The 18,470-nt window shown below is 47.7% G+C and carries 18 protein-coding genes; 12 read left to right on the forward strand and 6 right to left on the reverse strand.

Features of this window, described 5'->3' with window-relative positions; genetic code table 11:
* The first annotated feature begins 482 nt into the window (after nucleotides 1-482).
* The 4 genes from rluC (at nucleotide 483) to EHS89_RS06240 (ending at nucleotide 4,683) form a co-directional block, all read left to right on the forward strand.
* Complete coding sequence (gene rluC, locus EHS89_RS06225) at nucleotides 483-1,463, forward strand: 23S rRNA pseudouridine(955/2504/2580) synthase RluC (RefSeq protein ID WP_124925258.1); 981 nt, start codon at nucleotides 483-485, stop codon at nucleotides 1,461-1,463.
* Between the two features lie 10 nt (nucleotides 1,464-1,473).
* Nucleotides 1,474-2,580, forward strand: coding sequence for a DNA-binding protein (locus EHS89_RS06230; RefSeq protein WP_124925259.1), 1,107 nt, complete (start codon nucleotides 1,474-1,476; stop codon nucleotides 2,578-2,580).
* Between the two features lie 110 nt (nucleotides 2,581-2,690).
* Nucleotides 2,691-3,665 (forward strand): HTH-type transcriptional regulator CysB, encoded by a 975-nt coding sequence (gene cysB / locus EHS89_RS06235; protein ID WP_124925260.1) that lies wholly within the window; start codon nucleotides 2,691-2,693, stop codon nucleotides 3,663-3,665.
* Nucleotides 3,666-3,765: 100 nt separating this feature from the next.
* On the forward strand, nucleotides 3,766-4,683 hold the full coding sequence (locus tag EHS89_RS06240; protein ID WP_124925261.1) for a pseudouridine synthase: 918 nt from the start codon (nucleotides 3,766-3,768) through the stop codon (nucleotides 4,681-4,683).
* A 96-nt stretch (nucleotides 4,684-4,779) separates the two neighbouring features.
* Here EHS89_RS06240 and EHS89_RS06245 read toward each other — a convergent pair whose 3' ends face one another.
* From EHS89_RS06245 to EHS89_RS06255, 3 genes are read right to left on the reverse strand one after another with little or no spacing between them, the layout of a single operon-like run.
* Nucleotides 4,780-5,796 carry an LLM class flavin-dependent oxidoreductase gene (locus tag EHS89_RS06245; RefSeq protein ID WP_124925262.1) on the reverse strand — a complete coding sequence of 339 codons (1,017 nt, stop codon included), beginning with the start codon at nucleotides 5,794-5,796 and terminating at the stop codon, nucleotides 4,780-4,782.
* Nucleotides 5,793-6,206 (reverse strand): GlcG/HbpS family heme-binding protein, encoded by a 414-nt coding sequence (locus EHS89_RS06250; RefSeq protein WP_124925263.1) that lies wholly within the window; start codon nucleotides 6,204-6,206, stop codon nucleotides 5,793-5,795. The genes EHS89_RS06245 and EHS89_RS06250 overlap by 4 nt, the downstream gene beginning before the upstream one ends.
* 3 nt (nucleotides 6,207-6,209) lie before the next feature.
* Nucleotides 6,210-7,919 (reverse strand): sigma-54-dependent Fis family transcriptional regulator, encoded by a 1,710-nt coding sequence (locus tag EHS89_RS06255; protein ID WP_124925264.1) that lies wholly within the window; start codon nucleotides 7,917-7,919, stop codon nucleotides 6,210-6,212.
* Nucleotides 7,920-8,036: 117 nt separating this feature from the next.
* On the opposite strand from EHS89_RS06255, the gene EHS89_RS06260 reads away from it, so the two are divergent.
* Nucleotides 8,037-8,933 (forward strand): LysR family transcriptional regulator, encoded by an 897-nt coding sequence (locus EHS89_RS06260; RefSeq protein ID WP_124925265.1) that lies wholly within the window; start codon nucleotides 8,037-8,039, stop codon nucleotides 8,931-8,933.
* Here the strand turns inward: EHS89_RS06260 and EHS89_RS06265 are convergent.
* From EHS89_RS06265 to paaX, 3 genes are all read right to left on the reverse strand, one after another.
* The gene (locus EHS89_RS06265) at nucleotides 8,926-9,507 is read right to left on the reverse strand and encodes a DUF2889 domain-containing protein (protein ID WP_124925266.1); all 582 of its coding nucleotides are present in this window, start codon (nucleotides 9,505-9,507) and stop codon (nucleotides 8,926-8,928) included. The two genes, EHS89_RS06260 and EHS89_RS06265, sit on opposite strands and share 8 nt — an antisense overlap.
* Before the next feature lie 95 nt (nucleotides 9,508-9,602).
* Complete coding sequence (locus tag EHS89_RS06270) at nucleotides 9,603-10,916, reverse strand: FAD-dependent oxidoreductase (protein ID WP_124925267.1); 1,314 nt, start codon at nucleotides 10,914-10,916, stop codon at nucleotides 9,603-9,605.
* 119 nt (nucleotides 10,917-11,035) lie between these two features.
* Nucleotides 11,036-11,956 (reverse strand): phenylacetic acid degradation operon negative regulatory protein PaaX, encoded by a 921-nt coding sequence (gene paaX, locus EHS89_RS06275; RefSeq protein WP_124925268.1) that lies wholly within the window; start codon nucleotides 11,954-11,956, stop codon nucleotides 11,036-11,038.
* A 276-nt stretch (nucleotides 11,957-12,232) separates the two neighbouring features.
* Here paaX and EHS89_RS06280 point away from each other — a divergent pair, with 276 nt between their 5' ends.
* From EHS89_RS06280 to EHS89_RS06310, 7 genes are all read left to right on the forward strand, one after another.
* Nucleotides 12,233-13,015, forward strand: a complete 783-nt coding sequence (locus tag EHS89_RS06280; protein WP_124925269.1) for a Phenylacetic acid catabolic protein — start codon at nucleotides 12,233-12,235, stop codon at nucleotides 13,013-13,015.
* Between the two features lie 16 nt (nucleotides 13,016-13,031).
* Nucleotides 13,032-13,427: a hypothetical protein gene (locus tag EHS89_RS06285; protein WP_124925270.1), complete on the forward strand. Its 396-nt coding sequence runs from the start codon at nucleotides 13,032-13,034 to the stop codon at nucleotides 13,425-13,427.
* 399 nt (nucleotides 13,428-13,826) lie between these two features.
* Nucleotides 13,827-14,849: a TRAP transporter substrate-binding protein gene (locus EHS89_RS06290; RefSeq protein ID WP_229753632.1), complete on the forward strand. Its 1,023-nt coding sequence runs from the start codon at nucleotides 13,827-13,829 to the stop codon at nucleotides 14,847-14,849.
* Nucleotides 14,850-14,885: 36 nt separating this feature from the next.
* Nucleotides 14,886-15,401 (forward strand): TRAP transporter small permease, encoded by a 516-nt coding sequence (locus EHS89_RS06295; protein ID WP_124925271.1) that lies wholly within the window; start codon nucleotides 14,886-14,888, stop codon nucleotides 15,399-15,401.
* A gap of 64 nt (nucleotides 15,402-15,465) precedes the next feature.
* A complete protein-coding gene (locus EHS89_RS06300) occupies nucleotides 15,466-16,794 on the forward strand; it encodes a TRAP transporter large permease (RefSeq protein ID WP_124925272.1) in 1,329 nt (442 codons plus the stop codon).
* 70 nt (nucleotides 16,795-16,864) lie between these two features.
* Nucleotides 16,865-17,350 (forward strand): universal stress protein, encoded by a 486-nt coding sequence (locus tag EHS89_RS06305; protein WP_124925273.1) that lies wholly within the window; start codon nucleotides 16,865-16,867, stop codon nucleotides 17,348-17,350.
* 151 nt (nucleotides 17,351-17,501) lie between these two features.
* Entirely contained in the window at nucleotides 17,502-18,416 is a 915-nt protein-coding gene (locus EHS89_RS06310) for a LysR family transcriptional regulator (RefSeq protein ID WP_124925274.1), read from the forward strand.
* Nucleotides 18,417-18,470: the final 54 nt, after the last annotated feature.

Raw genomic sequence — 18,470 nt, forward strand, 5'->3', positions numbered from 1 at the left:
TAACACTAACGTATTTCATCCGGCTTCAAGCCACATAGAGAGGTGCGCGTCATCTCGCGGATACCGCACGCTAAACCAAGTCTTCGTAACGACTTCTATGTTTTCTTTATGCCTGATCGCTTTCTTTAGAATAGTCGCTCAGGTCTTATCGGCGGTGAAGGAAACAGCTGCCTCATATCAACTCATAAATGAGTGATCAGGTTGTGACTGCTGGTGTTAAACTCAGCAGGTTCCGGGCGCCTGACATCGTCACCTCCAACTGGTTTTGCAATTCAGGGCATTGCCAGCTGGATGAAATACGTAGTTATTCTGTTCGTTGTAATGCTGTACGGGATTTCCAACCGGTAATATGCTTTATTTTCATTACTAATTGGCAAAAAAACCGGGAATTTCAAATTAGCTAAAGCCAACAGCCCGCAGCAGCGCTAGAATATAGCAGCTTACATCCCCAGCATCAATCGCAAGGTTTATATCTTATTAATATGGCAGAACAAAAAGCGTCAACCAGCCCTTCCGTACAGTGGTTTGAAATTGATTCAGAACTGCAGGGACAGCGAATCGATAATTTTCTGCGTACCCGTCTTAAGGGTGCGCCAAAAACACTGATTTATCGAATTTTGCGCAAAGGTGAAGTCCGGGTTAATAAAAAGAGAATTAAGCCTGATTATAAATTACAGGCCGGTGATCTGGTGCGTGTACCACCGATTCGTCTGAGTGAAGCAAAAACGCCGGCTAAGGTGAGTGATAACCTGCGTCAACTGGTCGATTCCTCAATACTCTATGAAGATGATGATCTGATGGTTATCAATAAGCCTTCAGGACTGGCGGTACACGGCGGCAGTGGCATTAGCCTGGGCCTGATCGAGACAGTACGGCAGATGCGCCCGGATGCCCGCTTTCTTGAATTAGTGCATCGCTTAGACCGGGATACATCAGGTTGTATCATGGTTGCTAAAAAGCGCAGCGCATTACGTTTTTTGCATGCCGCATTACAGGCTAAAAAAATTACCAAGATTTACCATGCGCTGGTTGATGGCAAATGGTCTTCACGGAAGACTAAAGTCGACGCGCCTTTACAAAAAAATGAACTTAAGTCCGGAGAGCGAATCGTAAAACCGCATCCGATGGGTAAAGCTTCGTTAACTGAATACAAAGTGCTGCAGAGGTTTGATAATGTTGCCACTCTGGTTGAGGCGCGTCCGATCACCGGGCGTACTCATCAGATTCGGGTACATTGTCTGTTTGCTGGTCATGCCATTATTGGTGATGATAAGTACGGTGCAGATGAAACGAACCGGGAGATGAAGGAATATGGAATTAAACGATTATTCCTTCATGCGGCAGAGTTACGTGTGCCTCTGCCCTCAGGTGGACGAAAAATCTTTCATGCCCCGCTTGGCAATGAGCTGGAAGCGGGCATTAAAAAGTTAAAGAAGAGTTGTGGTCAGAATAGTGTTCGGTAAGGCGTAATTGATGAACTCACAGATTAGTACAGAAGAATTTAATAAAGCAGCAGATACTATGTTGCTTGCGGGAACCGCTCCAACCGTTGATGCTCTGGCGGTTGAGATAGAGGGGGATCGTCAACAGCTTGAAACTATGCTGAATCGATGGTGGCAGTTGTTACCAGATCGTATGCGGCTGTTTAATGATGATGCTCCTCTGGTGCCTGACCTACCTTCATCTCTGGCTAAAAGTGTTCAGTCATTGTGGCATCAGGCGGTGCAGGAGGCTCAGTCAGCGCTATCCCATGATAAGCATTATCATAATTTAGCCACCGAAGAGGCACAGCGCCATGCTGAAACTGAGTTGAAAAAAGCTCACGGTGTTCAGGCCGAGCAGGATCAGCGTTATCGGGAACTGCAGCAGTTAATCGGTGAGGAAAAGCATCACACCCAGGCGCTTGAGGCTGAAATATCAGTATTAAAAATAAATCTGGCGACAGCAACAACAGAACAAAAGACCGAAGAGCAGCGGCGTGAAAATACCGATCAGGAGCTGACGTTACTGCAGAAAAAGCTGGATGATTCAAAGCATACTTTCGATCAGCGAGTGAAAGATGAGCAGCGTCACAGTCTCGAACAGGTTGCGAAGGCCGAAGCTGATACCCGCTATTATCGTAACTCTTTGGAGAAATTGCGCGATGAGTGTGGTCGTAAAGAATCGGCGCTGACCAAAGATATCCATAATTTGCAGGCCGTCATTGCTAAGAAAGATGTCAAACTGGATACTTTAACGAATCAGATAAAGTCACTTGAGTCAGAGCTGAAGCGTTTTAAAACAGAAGGAACTCATAGCGTCAGAGAGCGCAGTAAACTCAGTGGTTCTTTGTTATCTGAGCAGAACCGAAGCAAGCGCCTGGAAGATAAAGTTGCTGAACTTACTGAGGAAGTGAAGCGTAGCAATCAGAAACAGCTCAGTACTTCAAACGAGGCCGCCCGACGTGAAAATACCTTGCGCGGTCAGTTAAAAGATAAAAATGAAGAGGTCATGCGTACCAATGCCCGTATGGTTTCGATGGAAAAGAAAATTGCTGCGCACGAGGAAGAAGTACGTCGTCTGCGCAGTCGTTTGAGTTGAGAAAAACGGTCGTTTAAGCCGGTAAATATTCAGAGCTGCACCTGACTCAGTATCGGTGTATTATAATTAAAAGTTATTAGTGTCTTTGTTTTTTGGTCTTGGAGGTATAAATGAAGTTGCAGCAATTGCGTTACATATGGGAAGTTGCCAGGCATGACCTGAATGTGTCTGCTACAGCGCAAAGCCTGTATACCTCTCAGCCAGGCATTAGTAAGCAAATTCGTTTGCTTGAAGATGAGTTGGGTGTAGAGGTGTTTGCACGTAGCGGTAAGCATCTAACCCGGGTTACGCCGGCGGGAGAGGCAATACTCGACGTGGCCGGTGATATTCTACGTAAAGTAGAAAGCATCAAGCAGGTAGCCCAGGAGTTCAGTGATGAAAAAATGGGTACTCTGGATGTAGCGACAACTCATACCCAGGCGCGTTACGCCTTACCTGTGACTATTAATAGCTTCATGCAAAGTTATCCTGATGTTTCATTGCATATGCATCAGGGTACGCCGATGCAGATTGCTGAAATGGCTGCCGATGGCTCGGTAGATTTCGCTATTGCCACTGAGGCGATGTCGCACTTTAATGATTTAGTGATGATGCCTTGCTACCGCTGGAACCGTTCCGTGGTTGTACCAAAAGATCATCCGCTGGCGCAGGTTTCAAAGTTAACGCTGCAAGATGTAGCCAGTTATCCGATTGTAACTTATGTGTTTGGTTTTACCGGCCGCTCAAAGCTTGACGATGCCTTTAATCGTGAAGGATTAGATCCCAAGGTTGTATTTACCGCAGTAGATTCCGATGTCATCAAAACCTATGTTCGCCTTGGTTTGGGAGTAGGTATCATTGCCAGTATGGCGTTTGATGAAGAGATGGATCGTGATCTGGTGCGTTTGGATGCCAGCCATCTGTTTGAGTACAGCACCACTAAGATCGGCTTCCGTAAAGGAACCTTCCTGCGCGGTTATATGTATGACTTTATTCAGCAGTTTGCACCACACCTTACGCCGGATGTGGTTAAGCAGGTTCAGGCCTGTAGCAACCGGGCTGAGATTGAAGAGCTGTTTGTTAATCAGGAGCTACCCGATCATTGATCGGTAGTTTTGTAAAAAAGCCTCTCTTTGAGGCTTTTTTTGTTTCTGGAGGCTGATAAGTATTTTGGCGCAGCACGGGGTTGAGAAAACGGTTGAGCAAATGAAGCAGCAAGGTTTTAGTCTCCGCTTCAGTGTGAGGGCTGGCGAGGGTAGCGTTATTGGTGACTTTCTGTCTGCGCAGCTGGTTGAGGCTCATGTGCAGCAGTTGCCTCTGCTCTTTGATGCTGGCTGTATTTGTATTGATGGTGAAATTGTTGGCCCTGAAGCTCTGGCGGTGCAGGGTAGTGTTGTGGGGCTGCGTTTGCCAGAACACTGGGAGGAGTCCGTTGATACTCGATGGCGGTTGCTTTGGCAGAACGCCGAATTGTTGGCTGTTTACAAGCCGCACCTACTACCGGTAAGCCGAACTACACGTAATTTATACAATACCCTGATCTCTCTGGTGCGACGAGAAACCGCATTTTCTGATGCCCGATTACTACACCGCCTGGATACAGAAACCGCCGGTGTTGTGCTACTGGCTAAAAATAAACAGGCGGACCAAAAATGGAAGCCACGCTTAGATCAGTTGATGAAGAAAAAAATCTATCATGCATGGGTTAGCGGTACAGCTGCATGGCAGGATAAGGTTTACGAGTGCGAGTTGTCTGAGAAAACCGGTAGCCTCATCAGAAGTCAGATGTATGTTGTGAGCGCCAATGAGCCCGATCTTTACCCAAAGCCTCGTTACTGCAAAACAGCGTTCAGTGTTTTGAAGCTGGAGCCCGGAAGGTCATTAATACGTTGTGAACTGTTTACCGGCCGTAAGCACCAGATTCGTGCTCAACTGGCAAGCCTGGGTCTGCCGGTTATTGGTGATAAGCTTTATAGCCACGACGGCTACTATTATTTGAAACGTATCGAGCAGGGGCTGAATACTGATGATTATGTCCATCTGGGGGCTGAACATCATCTGTTGGAGGCGGTGCGTTGTGTTATTAGTCCTGAGGGTAAAGAGATTGTGATTAGCTCAGACTAATTTACTCGCTAATATATATTGTAGTTTTTTCACATTACCTGACATCTATCTTCACCGCCTCGCCCTTAAAGTGGGCGGGCGGAATTACCTGTTTAATTATCGGAATGCAGTCATTAGCTTTCGGTAGCTGTTGCAACGGTCTTCAAAATCATAGGTAACGTTTACCAGCATCAGCTCTTCGGCGCTATATTGCAGTGCCAGGTTTTCCAGTTTCTCGCGGCATTGTATGGCTGAACCGCTGATAACAGTATTGAGAGTCTCCTGATAATAAGCCTGATCGGACAGAGAGAGCTTGTTGTACAGATCCAGAGCTTGCTCGGGGCTGCGAATATGTTCGCGGATACCGTGCCGGAAGGCCATTACTTTCCAATACATGTTTGGGGCCGCTAGATAGGCGGCTTCTTCGGCGCTATCGGCGCAGAGGCAGGCTACTGACAGTATGGTCTGGGCCGTTTCTGGGCCTTTGCCATTAGGTCGGAAGCGCGCTTTATAGCGTTCAAATATCTCTGCCGGACGGTCATGGGTGCCAATAAACAGAGCCAGTACAAATCCGAGTCCTAGTTCAGCAGCCAGATCGATACTGCCGCTACTGGAGCCCAGCGTCCAGAGTTGGGGAGAAACGCTGCCTACCGGGGTTGCATTAATACCGTAGTAAGGGTGGTCTGGCGGCAGGTTGTCATACAAGAAGCCGCTCAGATCACTGAGCAGGTGAGGGTAGATATCGGCGTTATTAGGCTGATTTGGAAAAGACAGCGCCTGGCTGGTCGCGTCGGTACCGCCGGGTGCACGGCCGACGCCCAGATCAATTCGTCCCGGATTCAGTGCTTCCAGGGTTCGAAATACCTCGGCAACTTTGAGTGGACTGTAATGGGATAGCATCACGCCACCGCTACCAACCCTGATATTTTGTGTGTTTTGCGCAATATGTGAAATGAGAATTTCCGGGCAAGAGCTGGAGTAGCTGGCGGTATCATGATGCTCGGCGATCCAGAAGCGGTGATAGCCAAGTTGATCGCAGAGCTGGGCCAGTTGGGTTGAATACTGCAACCCTGCTACCTGTGATTGATTATTATGGGCAGGGGCCTGATCGACAACGCTTAGTTTTAAATTCATGATGCTTCCTGTACTGCCTTGATTGAAAGTTGCTCTATGGCGAACAGGGCTATCTCCTTATCCTGCTCAGCACTGCCACCGGATATGCCTATACCACCAATAACGGTGTTGTTGTGACGGATGGGTTCTCCACCGGCAAACAAAATCAGGCCGTTATTAGTCTGTTCGAACCCTGTTAGCTGTTGATTACGGGCTAGTTCTCCAAGCGCTTCGGTGGGGGCGCCAAATAGCACAGCACTGCGGGCTTTGTTCATCGCGATATCGATGGAGCCCAGAGGAGCGCCCTCCATTTTCTGAAAACTGAGCAGATTGGCTCCCGGGTCATAAACCGAGATATTCACGGAAATGCCTAGTTGAGTTGCATGCTGTATCGCTGCAGTTGTCAAAGTCTGGCAATGATTCTGATGCATCTGTTATACCTCTATGCCCATTTTTTTAAGTCGATACGCCAGTGTGGGGCGAGTCATACCCAGTAGCCTTGCCGCTTCAGCGACGTTATTTTCTGCTCGTTCAATTGTGTGGCGCAGCAGGGCTTCTTCAATTTTTTCCATCGAGCCATGTTGATCCAGTGCCTGATCAAGCCAGTTGTTATCTTCAGTGTCAGTACTGCTATTCAATTCAGGTGCATTGATCAGGGCTCCCGTACTGGAAATAATCTGGCTTCCCTGATCGATGTTGAGGCTGGGAAAGAGGTACTGGGCATCGATAGTTTCGCCGCTTTCGGCCAGAATAAGGCCTCGTTCGATAACATTTTCCAGCTCCCGAACGTTGCCTGGCCAGCGATAATTGAGAATAGCTTTCATTGCCAGGTCGGATAAGCCCAGGGTTTTTCGATTATAAAAAGCCTCGTACTTCTTCAGGAAGTGATCAGCCAGTAAAGGGATGTCCTCGCGACGTTCTCTTAAAGGGGGAATAATGATCGGATATACGTTCAATCGGTAATAAAGGTCGGCACGAAAACGACCTTCTTCAACAGCTTGCAGCAGTGATTCGTTGGTAGCGGCAACCAGGCGAACATCAACCGTACGGGTTTTGGTATCACCCACCCGTTCCAACTCGTTTTCCTGTAATACGCGTAGTAGGGCTGCCTGTGCCCTGGGGCTGAGTTCAATCACTTCATCAAGGAAGATGGTGCCTTTGTCAGCCCGCTCAAAGCGGCCGGGACGGGATTGGGTAGCCCCGGTGAACGCGCCTTTTTCTACGCCAAACAGCTCGGCTTCAATCAGGTCAGGGGGAATGGCCGCACAGTTGACCGCAATAAAAGGGTTTTCAGAGCGTTCTGAATTCTCATGCAGGCCCTTTGCAACCAACTCCTTACCAACGCCGGTTTCTCCCAGTAGCAGTACCGATACTTTGCCCGGTGATGCTTTGCTGGCAAGTTTACATACCTGCTTGAAACCCTCTGATTTACCGATGAAGTTACCCAGGCTGGAGCTGTTGTCGATCTTATGTCGTAATACCGAGATCTGGTCCTGAAGTTCATACAGCTCTTCAATGATCGGGGCGCTTTTAAAGTAGTTGCGATAAGTTTGATAGTCTTCCCACTCTTCAGCAGGGCGGCCTTCGAACAGGCATTTGCTATCGCCGCAGCCCCGGCACTGCATCTCTTTAAAGATTATTTCCTGTCCCAGAAGTTCTGAAGCAAAGCTGCTCGCGTGCCCCTGTAGTGCCCAGCAGGCAGGGCCATCTATTAGACCCAGCTCGGAGATGAACATCTCGGCTTCATATGCATCGTGCATGACAAGCTGGGCATAGAAATGCTGCGATGACTTATCTATTTCAAGTTTTTGCTCTTCTACCCGTACCGAGCCTTTAAGTGAGTGCAACTGAAAACCGGTGCGAAACAGTTCGTCATCCGGAATATTACCTGCAAGTCGTTTGATCAACTCAGCATCTTTCTGGCCCAGGCTGTAACCCAGCCGCATAAAGAAGCCCTTGGCCCGTTCCAGACCAACGGTCAGAATTTGTTCCTTGCGGAAGTTAGCCAGAGATGCCAGTTGCATCAACAGCATTCGTTGCTCGCCAAACCATACGGTGCCATCTTCGCGTTGAAAACGTACCTGCTGTGATAGCTGATGACTATCGGGGCGCTCGGTTACTTTCGGTTCTGAAGCAATATTCATGGGAAGCACTCGGGTCATTATTATTTTGATTGAGTCATCATAAATGATTGCTTATTTAAAATAAGGTCTTAGTAAAGTAATATTAAATCCCATATATGGGATTAGAGGTGTTTTATAGTGAACTATCAGGATCTGTTTATTTTTTTGAAGGTTGTAGAGCGGGGTAGCTTTCTTGCGGCATCGCAATCACTTTCGCTGCCGACGTCTACCGTCAGCCGTAAGGTTATGCAGTTAGAAAAAGATCTTGGTTATAAGCTGATGCACCGAAGTGCCAGGAAAATGGTACTGACTGAGGCGGGAGAGAAATTCTATAACCGTTGCCAGCCATTGTTCACTGAGCTTGAATATACCGCCCGCGAGCTGGATGATCAGCTGGCTGAACCTTCAGGTCTGTTAAGGGTAACAGCGCCGGTCAGCCTCACTAATGATCTGCTGGCTGAGTGGTTTTTCCAGTTTATGGAACGTTTTCCACGTATTAATCTTGAGTTAGTGGTAGTGAACCGTAATATCGATCTGGTTGAAGAGGGAATTGACGTTGCTTTTCGGGTTGGGGATGTGAGGCTGCAGAACTGGATAGCGAGACCTCTGATGGAATCCAGTTTCAGCGTGTGTGCCAGTAGTGATTATCTGCAACGCAGGGGAGTACCACGCCATCCGAATGACCTGTATGAGCATACGCTTATCGTGCCCCGACGCACGCCGGTGTGGAATTTTACCGGGCCGGGTGGAGAGAAGGTAAGAATAGATGGTCAGGCAAGGCTTAAAGTAGATGAGTTAAGCCTTGCCGCCAGGGCCGCTGAAAACGGACTGGGTGTTGTGAATCTGCCTGACTATGTAGTTAAAAACTCAATTGCAGCGGGGCGCTTAAAACGATTGATGCCAAGCTGGCAACCCCGCTCCAGAGATGTGCAGATGCTCTACCCGGAACGCAAATATGTTCCGGGTAAAGTCAGGCTGTTTATAGAGTTTATTATGGCTCGGGTCGCAGAGTTAGATGCGACCAGAATCAGCTGATGTTGGCGACTTTTATCTGCTTTTCAGGCTCATAAAAGTGTGGCCAGTATTTTTTGACAACTTCGCCAGCGCTGTCAAACGTGTGACAGGTATCCAGTGTGTGGGGGCGGTTTTCGCCCTCTGACCAGTTTTCGCGATTTTCCCGTTCCTGGTGGGTTGCCTGATAGGCGGTCGTTGCGATAGGGCCTAGCAGCTCTAATAAGTGAGTACAGCCGCTGATGCCGCTGAACAGGGCCTTGCACTTTTTAGTAAAGCCCGGCGCTATCTGTATACCGATCAGTTGCTGGTATGTGTCGGCAATGGTTGGGCAGATACGAAAAGGGGTGTAGTCCATGCTGGCAACGGCATCGATAATATTAAGGTCAAGATCGACGGTGATACGAATGGCCAGCTGGTGGATAGGTTCGCCCGGCTCAACAATGCCATTGTTGCGTTCACGAATAGCGATAGGCTGGGCTTTTATATCGGTCAGATGACCTTCAATATCCCACAGACCATCAGTGCGCTTAAAACCTTTGCAGGTGACAGTCCGGGTGTGCTGATCAGTTCGCTCAGCAGGTGTAGGTAACGGCATAGAATTGTTTCTTTAGAATAATAGTTATAGTTGCACTAACAGGTGGTCATAGTCGATTGCGTGTTAGTGCTGTGTTACATGGAGCAATTAAACCATCAGTTTAGCTGTGCCAGCATTTCATCAATGCGATTGAATTTTTCGCGGGGCTTGCCTTCCGGTGCCCGGGATATTTCAGCCTGATTGATGACCTGCCACTGATCAAAAGAGACCGTTTGTACATTGCGGGCGGTCAACAATTCATCTATGGCTGCTGATCCGGCTTTATTGCCTGCTGGTGGATTGGCTTCAAGGTTCGCTATGATCTGCTTACCAACAGCCATGGAGTCGGCCCGGTTGGCGGGAATAACGCCCTGAGGGCCACGTTTACACCAACCGGAGGTATAAACCCCTTGTTCTACCAGGCCTTCATTATTACTAACAATGCCACGGGTAGTATCAAATGGCATACCTTCGATTGGCTCGCTGCGATAGCCGATGGCCGAAATGATGGTTTGCACTGGCAGCTCAAAGAATTCTCCACTTGCCTGTGCGCGGCCATCAATGATGGTATTTTTTTCCAGAGTCAGTCCTGCTACTTTGCCATCAGCTTCGATAACGGCTGTCGGTGATGCACAGAACATCAAATGAAGTCGAACGGGCTTGTCCTGGCCGCTGTTTTCGGCATAGCCGCGCAGGGTTTCAAGATTTTTCTCAATCGCTTTAACGTCTTTCGGGTCAAGTGTGTCAGGTAGGCTAGTGACCAGATGTGCCGGATCAACCAGAGCCGCGCAACGTTCTAAGTCTGCAAACTCACTTAGTTCAGCGTTAGTAAAGCTGGCTTCTACGGGGCTGCGGCGACCAATCATGTAAATATCTGTGATTGGTGCGCTATCGATCGCGTTTGCTGCTTCACTGGTGATGTCAGAGGAGCCCATTTCAGCGGCCGTTTTAGCCAACAGGCGAGCGATATCCAATGCAACATTGCCGTTACCGATAATAGCGATGCCCTGGCTATTAAGGTCAGGGTTGAGCTCAGACTGATCGGGATGGCCATTATACCAGGCAACAAACTCACCTGAACCATAAACGCCTTGCAGATCTTCACCGGGAATGCCCAGGTTGCGATCGGTAAGGGCACCGATGGTGATAGCGACAACGTCGTAGCTATCTTTAAGTTCCTGATAGCTGATGTCTGAACCGATGTTTACATTACCAACAAAGCTGACGTTATCCCGGCTGAAGGTACGCTCGAACTGACGAATAATGTTTTTCGTACCTTGGTGGTCCGGGGCAACGCCGGCGCGAACCAGGCCAAAGGGGGTTGGTAGGCGGTCATATATATCAACCTGTGAACCTGCCACTTTTTTAGACAGTAGATCCGCGATATAGCAACCTGAAGGGCCGCTTCCTACGATAGCAATATTGATCATTGCGTTGTCTCCAATTTCGCTGACCAACAGCAGTTATCCGTTGATATCTGCTGTTGCCGGTAAATAATAGTATTAATGTAAAGGAGCTTGCCGGCAGCGGGGGAGACGCAGTCCGGGGCTTATAGCCCACCAAATCTTGTATAGAAACGTGGCGCTGGCTCGGGTAACGGGCCGTCGGCAGTTTCCTGGGTGTCAGACAGGTACTGTTCTGCACCTTTCTGTATCAGGCGATAGATATTGCGACACAATACCCGCGCTGATGTGCCAGCCCAGTCGGCTGGCAGTAATTTTTCTGGTAGTTGCGGGTCACGCAACAACACTCGGCGATAGTGATGAATCAGCAGGGTCCGGAGTTGAAAACACTGTTCGGGATCCAGCTCCTGTTCTGCTTCAACTGCCCGAAGTATTGGGCGAAAGCGTTGTAAGAACTCCTGATAATCCTGTGATAGCTTTTCCAGGTTCCAGCACTCGTGAACAAGTTCTTTAAGCGGTGCCGACGTTTGGCTACCTACCAGTTCGCTAGCCATGTGAATCACATCATTTTGGACACAAAGTTCTTGTAGTGTGCCGTTCAGCTCATTCATATCGGCCATGGGATGAGCCATAACACTAGGTGCAATGTTACCAAAACCAAGCCACTCGAGCTCTTTCTTGACAACCTTTCTCAGCTCGTTATCAAGCTGAGTGGTAAGTACCATATCCCATTTTCCATCCCATTCAGGATAGAGCTCAGCGTAGATACGGCGGAAGGCGCTCTCAAAGCGTCTTCTGCCGGTATCGGTCAGGCTGTAGAAGCTTCTGCGTCCTACCTGGGTAGACGTTAGCCAGCCGTCTTTAGTTAAACGAAAAATGGAGGTCCTTACCAGGCGCTGATTCAGGCCTAAAGGTTCCAGTAACTTTATCAGGCTACCCAGCCAGACGGTCCCGCCCCGGGGCGATATAGCATCTCCGTAGATAGTAATAATAAGTGAGCCGCCCCGTATAGGGCGCTGACTTTTAAATTCATCAACCAGTTCTTCGATGCAGTGAAGTTTGTTCATTCAGTTCGCACAATCAGGTATTTGTTGTGGTAACGCAGTGTAAATAGCTGAATTACCGGGGCTTAGACAAGATTCTATGTGCAAAACCTTATGTCATCAACCTTATCGCAGTCGGGCTTTTATCTGATTCAGGACAAAGTAAACGGTTGACATGAAGTGAATGATACACTAATTTTATAGAAGGCGTCGAATTCTGTGTCACATTACAGGGTTGGGAGAGCGGCGCTAAAAAATGATGTGAACGAGTGCAAAAACTCAATCGGAGACAACAGAATTATGAAAACATATGATAAGGGCGATAAGCTGCCAGATCATTATAAAGAGTGTCTGATCAACCTGATGACATTCCAGGCAGACTCTGAGTATGCCGGCGCACAGCGTGTTGCTGAAAACCATCGTTTTGCTCCGCGTCCTGAAGAAGCTTACCGTCTTTCTAAGAAAGTTATGGAAGAGATGGGTCACGGCTACTACATCTGGAACCTGTTGCGTGACCTGGGTGTTGATGTTGACTCCCGTCTGCACGAACTGGCTTCGAATTCAGAAAACCCTGATCCGAATAAAGTAAATATCATTAACGGTTTCCGTAAAGAGAACTGGTCAGCATTTTTTGAGTGCTGGGAAGATGTTGCGCTGTTCTCGACAGTAGTAACCCCTGCCGCTGTAGCTTTCCTGGGTCAGTACCGTGAGTGTTCATACCTGCCATGGGCACGTGTAAACGTACGTATCCATAAAGAAGAACATGGTCACCTTGCATTTGGTGTTTGGGCTTCTAAGCGTTGTATCGAATTTGGTGGTGAGAAAACCCGCGAATTCATGCAACAGCGCATTGAGAAGTTCATGAAAATGGGTCTGGGTTTCTACGGTCGTCCTTCTAAAGGTGAAGGGCAATCTGAAATGTTCGATATTTACCACGAGTATGGTCTTAAGATTAAGACCCCAGAGCAGCTTCAAGAAGAATATCTTGAGCTCCTAACGGATCGTCTGGGTGATATCGGTTTTGAAGTACCACAAGGCGTTGAAGCTGATTACGATATGCGTATCGGTTACGGCGTAGAGTGATCAGGGGGTAATTGCCATGATCATCCCATCACCAGATAAATTAGTCGAAAGCAATGTCAGCGTGTTAGCCAAGTTTGGCTATAAAGCGTTTGAGGGGGCTGAAGAAGACTGGTCTGGAATGTGGGCGCTACTGAAGGGGGACTTCGCTAGTGCGGAGTCTTCTGAGGTGCCCGATTTCTCAGCAATGTCTCCAAGCCAGCAAGAGGCGGCTAAGATTTATATGCGTCGTCGCTTGATTGCCGATCGCTTTTTTGAAGAGTGTCGTGCATGCCAGGCTGATCTTTATAAAGGTATTGATACCGAGCAGATGGAGCGTTATACGCTGGCTCGCGATGCCTATGAAGATAGCGTTAACCATTTTGGTGAGGCGCGCGAGAAACTTGAAGAGATCATGAAAGGTGTTTACTGGTAAGGTCTCTTAAGTTGATAGATAAAAAACTAGTTTATATATTAACTAGTTTTTTTTTGTTCAAAATACTGGCACAATGATTGAGTCGACTGTTTCTGTATAGGAAACAGATTTGTGCTTAATCGAAGGGTTATCCCCCTGATTTGCTAGGGTATTGTTTGATCAATATCAAGGATGCATGAATTATCGGGCAGTACCGTCAAAGAAGACTGATACAAATAAAGACTAAAGAATTAGTCGATATGTATCACATTGTCGGTTATGCTAGCGTTAAGCTTTAATTGTGTAAGTTAAAGTCTGACGACGTAAGAAACAGGGCTTAGCCCTAATTTAGTCTTTCATATAAAAATAAAATTGATGCACTCAAAAGTGCGTACATGAGAAAGCCAGGAGATAGAACGAATGACAAATATGAACTTCCTGAAAACTGCAGCAGCTGTAACTTTGGGTGTTTCCCTGTCCGCAGGTGCTATGGCCGAAACTACTATGCGTGTAGCTAGCTGGTTGCCACCAACTCATCCACAAAACGCTGTTGTATGGCCGACCTGGTCAAAGTGGGTTGAAGAAGCAACTGAAGGACGCGTTAAGATCGCTATCGAATACGGTCTGGGCCATCCTAAAACAATGTTTGAGCTGGTAGAAGATGGTGTTGTAGACGCTTCTTTCAGCTATCACGGTTATGTACCAGGTCGCTTTAAGCTGACTCAAGCAGTTGAACAGCCATTACTGGGTGTTGATGCTGAGGCTGCTTCTGTTGCGCACTGGCGTATATTTAACAAGTATTTTGCAAAAGCTGGCGAGCATGACGGTCTAGAAGTAATCGGTCTGTTTACTCACGGACCAGGTCAGATCCACATGGCTGATCCAGTTTCCTCTCTTGCTGATCTGAAAGGTAAGAAAATTCGTCTGGGTGGTGGTGTTCAGGGTGAGATCGGTCACCGTATGGGCGTAACTGCTGTAGGCGCACCAGCTCCTAAAGTATACGAAATGATGCAGCAGGGCGTAATTGATGGTGTATTCATCCCAATGGGTGAGCAGAAGTCACTGCGTCTGAAAGAAGTTGCTAAAAACGTAATTGCGTTGCCAGGTGGTATGTACCTGGGTAGCTTCGGTATCTTCATGAACCCTGACTTCCTGGCGGGTCTGGAAGCTAAAGATCGCGCTGCGATCATGGCTGTTTCCGGCGAGAAGCTGTCTGCAATGGCTGGCCGTGCATGGGATGCGGGTGATGCTGCAGGTCTGGTTGCTGCTCAAGAAGCGGGTGTAAACATCACTATGGTTAAGGATGGCGATGCGCTGTCTAAAGAATTTAAGGACCTGACTAACGGTATGGATCAGGCGTTCCTTGAGTCTGTTTCTGACCGTGGTGTTGATGCAAAAGCTGCGCTGGCAGAATTGCGTGATGTAGCACGTAGCTACAAGTAAGACACGCTAGCTGCACGTAATAAATAGGAGTCTTCTATGACTTTTAGTGCCTGGATTTCAGCGCACTACGAAGAGAAAGGGCCAGTCGCTTGGCTGGCCTTTTTTCTTGAGTTGATCGCTGCCATAACACTTTTCTTCCTGATGTTACTGACCTGTGCTGATGTATTTGGTCGTTACTTTTTGGATAACGCTGTTGACGGAACGACTGAACTGACCGAGATGGGTATTGCCATTCTGGTATTTGCTGAGATGCCTGTTATCACCTGGCGTGGTGGCCACGTGGTAGTAGATATTCTTGATAAGATGCTGGGCAATACGCTGATTAAAGCATTGGGTCTGTTTTCAGCACTGCTGATGTCAACATCGCTGTATTTCCTTGCGGTGCGGATCTTCGAGCTGGCAACTCGCTCATTAAAACGTGGCGAAGTAACCGAATACCTGCAGATGCCGGTTGGTTATATTGTTGAATATATTGCAATCATGAGCTGGGCAACTGCCGCTCTGATGATCAGTTACGGTATTTACCGGCTACTGTTCCTGTCCCGGGATTAATCCCGGAACTGTTTTCGTATATTTTTAATATCACTACGTTGATAACGCTACAGGTAATTCCAGAATGATTATCGCATTAACTGGCTTTGCAATTTTATTGATGATTATCGTGATTGTTCGCGTGCCTATCGCTTTTGCGATGGGTTTGGTGGGCTTTTTCGGTTTCGCATATATGCAGGGGCTGACCTTTGAAAACTTTATGGACTTCCGCTGGACCGGTGCGTTGTCGATGGCGTCTAAGCGCGTTATCGATACAGCACAGGAATATAGCCTGTCTGTAATCCCTCTGTTTATCCTCATGGGTAATCTGGTTACCAAATCAGGTTTGTCTCATGAGTTGTATCGTGCATCTTATGCTTTCCTGGGGCACAAGAAGGGCGGTCTTTCGATGGCCACTGTTGTTGCTTGTGGTGGTTTCTCCGCTATTTGTGGTTCAAGTCTGGCTACTTCAGCAACCATGGCTAAAGTGGCGATGCCGCCGATGCGTAAATACGGTTATGCTGATTCACTGGCAACCGCGTCTATCGCTGCGGGTGGTACCCTGGGTATCCTGATTCCACCAAGTGTGATTCTGGTTATCTATGGTCTGCTAACTGAAACCAGTATTCGTGAGCTGTTTGCTGCGGGCTTTATACCTGGCTTTATGGGTATTCTGTTGTACCTGATGGCGGTTCGTTATGTGGTATGGCGTGATCCTTCAGCGGGTCCTTGTGGTGAAAAGCTAGGCTGGCCTGAGCGGATTCAAGCACTGAACGGTGTCTGGGGTGTATTGATCCTGTTTACCGTGGTGATGGGTGGTATTTATGGCGGTATCTTTACGCCAACAGAAGCTGCAGGTATCGGTGCCGGTGGTGCGTTTGTTATTGCGCTTAGCCGTCGCTCTCTGACCTGGGGTGGTCTGTTTGATATCCTGACCGACACTGCACGTACCTCTGCGATGCTGTTTGCAGTACTGATCGGCGCACTGATCTTCTCTAACTTTATCAACCGTGCGGGTTTACCTGCAGATCTGCTGAATCTGGTTAATAATCTGGATGTCTCGCCGATGGTGGTTATCCTGGTGATTCTGGCGATCTACATTGTGCTGGGTATGGTGTTTGAGAGTCTGTCGATGCTGTTACTGACAGTGCCAATCTTCTTCCCATTAGTGCAGAGCCTTGGCTTTGATCTGGTGTGGTTTGGTATTGTGGTAGTCGTAGTTACTGAGATCAGTCTGATAACGCCGCCGGTAGGAATGAACGTGTTCGTGCTTGCTGCTGTACTGCGTGATGTTAAGGCCAGTACGATCTTTAAAGGTGTAACGCCTTTCTGGTGTGCGGATATCATCCGTCTTGCACTGGTTACTCTGTTTTCTTCGATCGCGCTGTTCCTGCCGGAACTGCTGTATCGCTAAATAACACTGATTGTTAAAGAGCCCATCTAGAGTAAATTTAGTGGGCTCTTTCTGTTTAAGGGGTTCGAATATGTTACCTGTCGTTAAAAAAATTCTGTACGCATCTGATATTGATAAAGGTTCCCGGCCGGCATTCAGAGCGGCGGTTAGTTTGTGTGGTCACTATAATTCTGAAATTACCTTTCTTCATGTGCTTGAGCCTCTGAGCTCTTCGGCACAGAGTGTAGTCGATACAATGATGAATGATGCCTCTTTAAATGAGTTGCATGATCAGAGTATTGCCAATGTTAGACAGAAGTTGAAAGAGCGCGTCGATCACTTTTGCCAGACTGAGCTGGAAGAGAATGAAATGCTGTCTGAGGGTTCTGTGCATGCTCAGGTAGCTGAAGGTGTCCCCTGGAAAACTATTCTGAATGTAGCGGATGAGATGGATGCTGATGTTATTGTCATGGGCACCCGAACGCATTCGGCGGTAGGGCAGTTTCTGTTAGGGTCAACGGCGAACAAAGTAATGCAGAACTCGAAACGTCCGGTTTTGATTGTGCCGCTTAAATAATTGATATCCTGCTTTTGTAATAAAGATTTTAAACGGCCGAAAGGCCGTTTTTTGGTTTAAATCATAAAGTTATATACTTTAGTACTTGTTGGTTGAGTATTTTTAGCCCGGCTGATAGGGTGAAATTATGTTTACTGGGAGAGTGTTTTAGATGGATGTCTTTTCGGCTATGGGCGTGTTCGTTCGCGTTGTTGATCTCAAAAGCTTTTCGCTGGCAGCTGCCGAACTGGAGATATCCAGTTCTTCCGTTAGTAAACAGATTGCTCACCTTGAACAGCATGTTGGTGCCCGCTTATTGCAGCGTACGACCCGACGCTTAAATGTTACTGAGATAGGCTCAGCTTACTATGAGCAATGCCAGAAGATTATTTCGCAGGTAGAAGAATCAGAGAACCTTGTTTCCCAGTTGCAAGGTAAGCCTCAGGGAGTATTGCGAATTAACTGTAATATGACTTTTGGCCAGTTGCTGTTATCAAAAGCAGTACCCGAGTTTATGGAGGCTTATCCGGATATCAAGTTTGATATTACGTTGGAAGATGGTGATGTCGATCTGGTACGGGATAGTTTTGATCTGGCGTTACGAATAACTCATCCTCAGCTACCGGATTCTAGCCATATCGCCCGTGAAGTGGCTTCAATTCCAATGTATATTTGTGGCAGTCCAAAGTACCTTGAGCTTAAGGGGTGCCCGAAAGTACCGCAGGACCTGAAGCAGCACAATTGTCTGATCTTTATGCTGGCTTCCAATACAAATAGCTGGGTCTTAAATGGTAAAGACGGCCGGGAAACCGTCCAGGTAACTGGCGACCTTAAGGCGAACAATGGGCTGTTAGTCCGTGAGGCAGTATTGGCGCACCGTGGTCTCGCTTGTCTGGCCTCCTTTGTTATAGAGCGCTTCGTTGAGGCCGGTCAGATTAAAGTATTGTTTCCAGAATATGAGCCTGAGCGGCTAAGTTTGTATGCCATCTATCCTGATCGTAAATACACATCGCCAAAGGTGAGTCTCTTTATCGATTTCTTTAAGGCGTGGTTGGCGGATAATCTACATCAGGAATTTCTATTGTAAAGTTCCGTGATAGTTCTTTTTTTACTCAGTGTCATGATGGATGACAAGGAAATA

Origin of the sequence: Amphritea balenae (genome assembly GCF_003858655.1) — a bacterium.
GTDB classification, from domain to species: Bacteria; Pseudomonadota; Gammaproteobacteria; order Pseudomonadales; family Balneatricaceae; genus Amphritea; species Amphritea balenae.

Coding starts and splice junctions, on each gene's coding strand:
- EHS89_RS06270 (WP_124925267.1), bottom strand. CDS start 10,916: ATGATCAATATTGCTATCGTAGGAAGCGGCCCTTCAGGTTGCTATATC.
- EHS89_RS06280 (WP_124925269.1), top strand. CDS start 12,233: ATGAAAACATATGATAAGGGCGATAAGCTGCCAGATCATTATAAAGAG.
- EHS89_RS06265 (WP_124925266.1), bottom strand. CDS start 9,507: ATGCCGTTACCTACACCTGCTGAGCGAACTGATCAGCACACCCGGACT.
- EHS89_RS06230 (WP_124925259.1), top strand. CDS start 1,474: ATGAACTCACAGATTAGTACAGAAGAATTTAATAAAGCAGCAGATACT.
- rluC (WP_124925258.1), top strand. CDS start 483: ATGGCAGAACAAAAAGCGTCAACCAGCCCTTCCGTACAGTGGTTTGAA.
- EHS89_RS06300 (WP_124925272.1), top strand. CDS start 15,466: ATGATTATCGCATTAACTGGCTTTGCAATTTTATTGATGATTATCGTG.
- cysB (WP_124925260.1), top strand. CDS start 2,691: ATGAAGTTGCAGCAATTGCGTTACATATGGGAAGTTGCCAGGCATGAC.
- EHS89_RS06290 (WP_229753632.1), top strand. CDS start 13,827: ATGACAAATATGAACTTCCTGAAAACTGCAGCAGCTGTAACTTTGGGT.
- EHS89_RS06240 (WP_124925261.1), top strand. CDS start 3,766: ATGAAGCAGCAAGGTTTTAGTCTCCGCTTCAGTGTGAGGGCTGGCGAG.
- EHS89_RS06310 (WP_124925274.1), top strand. CDS start 17,502: ATGGATGTCTTTTCGGCTATGGGCGTGTTCGTTCGCGTTGTTGATCTC.
- paaX (WP_124925268.1), bottom strand. CDS start 11,956: ATGAACAAACTTCACTGCATCGAAGAACTGGTTGATGAATTTAAAAGT.
- EHS89_RS06250 (WP_124925263.1), bottom strand. CDS start 6,206: ATGCATCAGAATCATTGCCAGACTTTGACAACTGCAGCGATACAGCAT.
- EHS89_RS06245 (WP_124925262.1), bottom strand. CDS start 5,796: ATGAATTTAAAACTAAGCGTTGTCGATCAGGCCCCTGCCCATAATAAT.
- EHS89_RS06255 (WP_124925264.1), bottom strand. CDS start 7,919: ATGAATATTGCTTCAGAACCGAAAGTAACCGAGCGCCCCGATAGTCAT.
- EHS89_RS06295 (WP_124925271.1), top strand. CDS start 14,886: ATGACTTTTAGTGCCTGGATTTCAGCGCACTACGAAGAGAAAGGGCCA.
- EHS89_RS06285 (WP_124925270.1), top strand. CDS start 13,032: ATGATCATCCCATCACCAGATAAATTAGTCGAAAGCAATGTCAGCGTG.
- EHS89_RS06305 (WP_124925273.1), top strand. CDS start 16,865: ATGTTACCTGTCGTTAAAAAAATTCTGTACGCATCTGATATTGATAAA.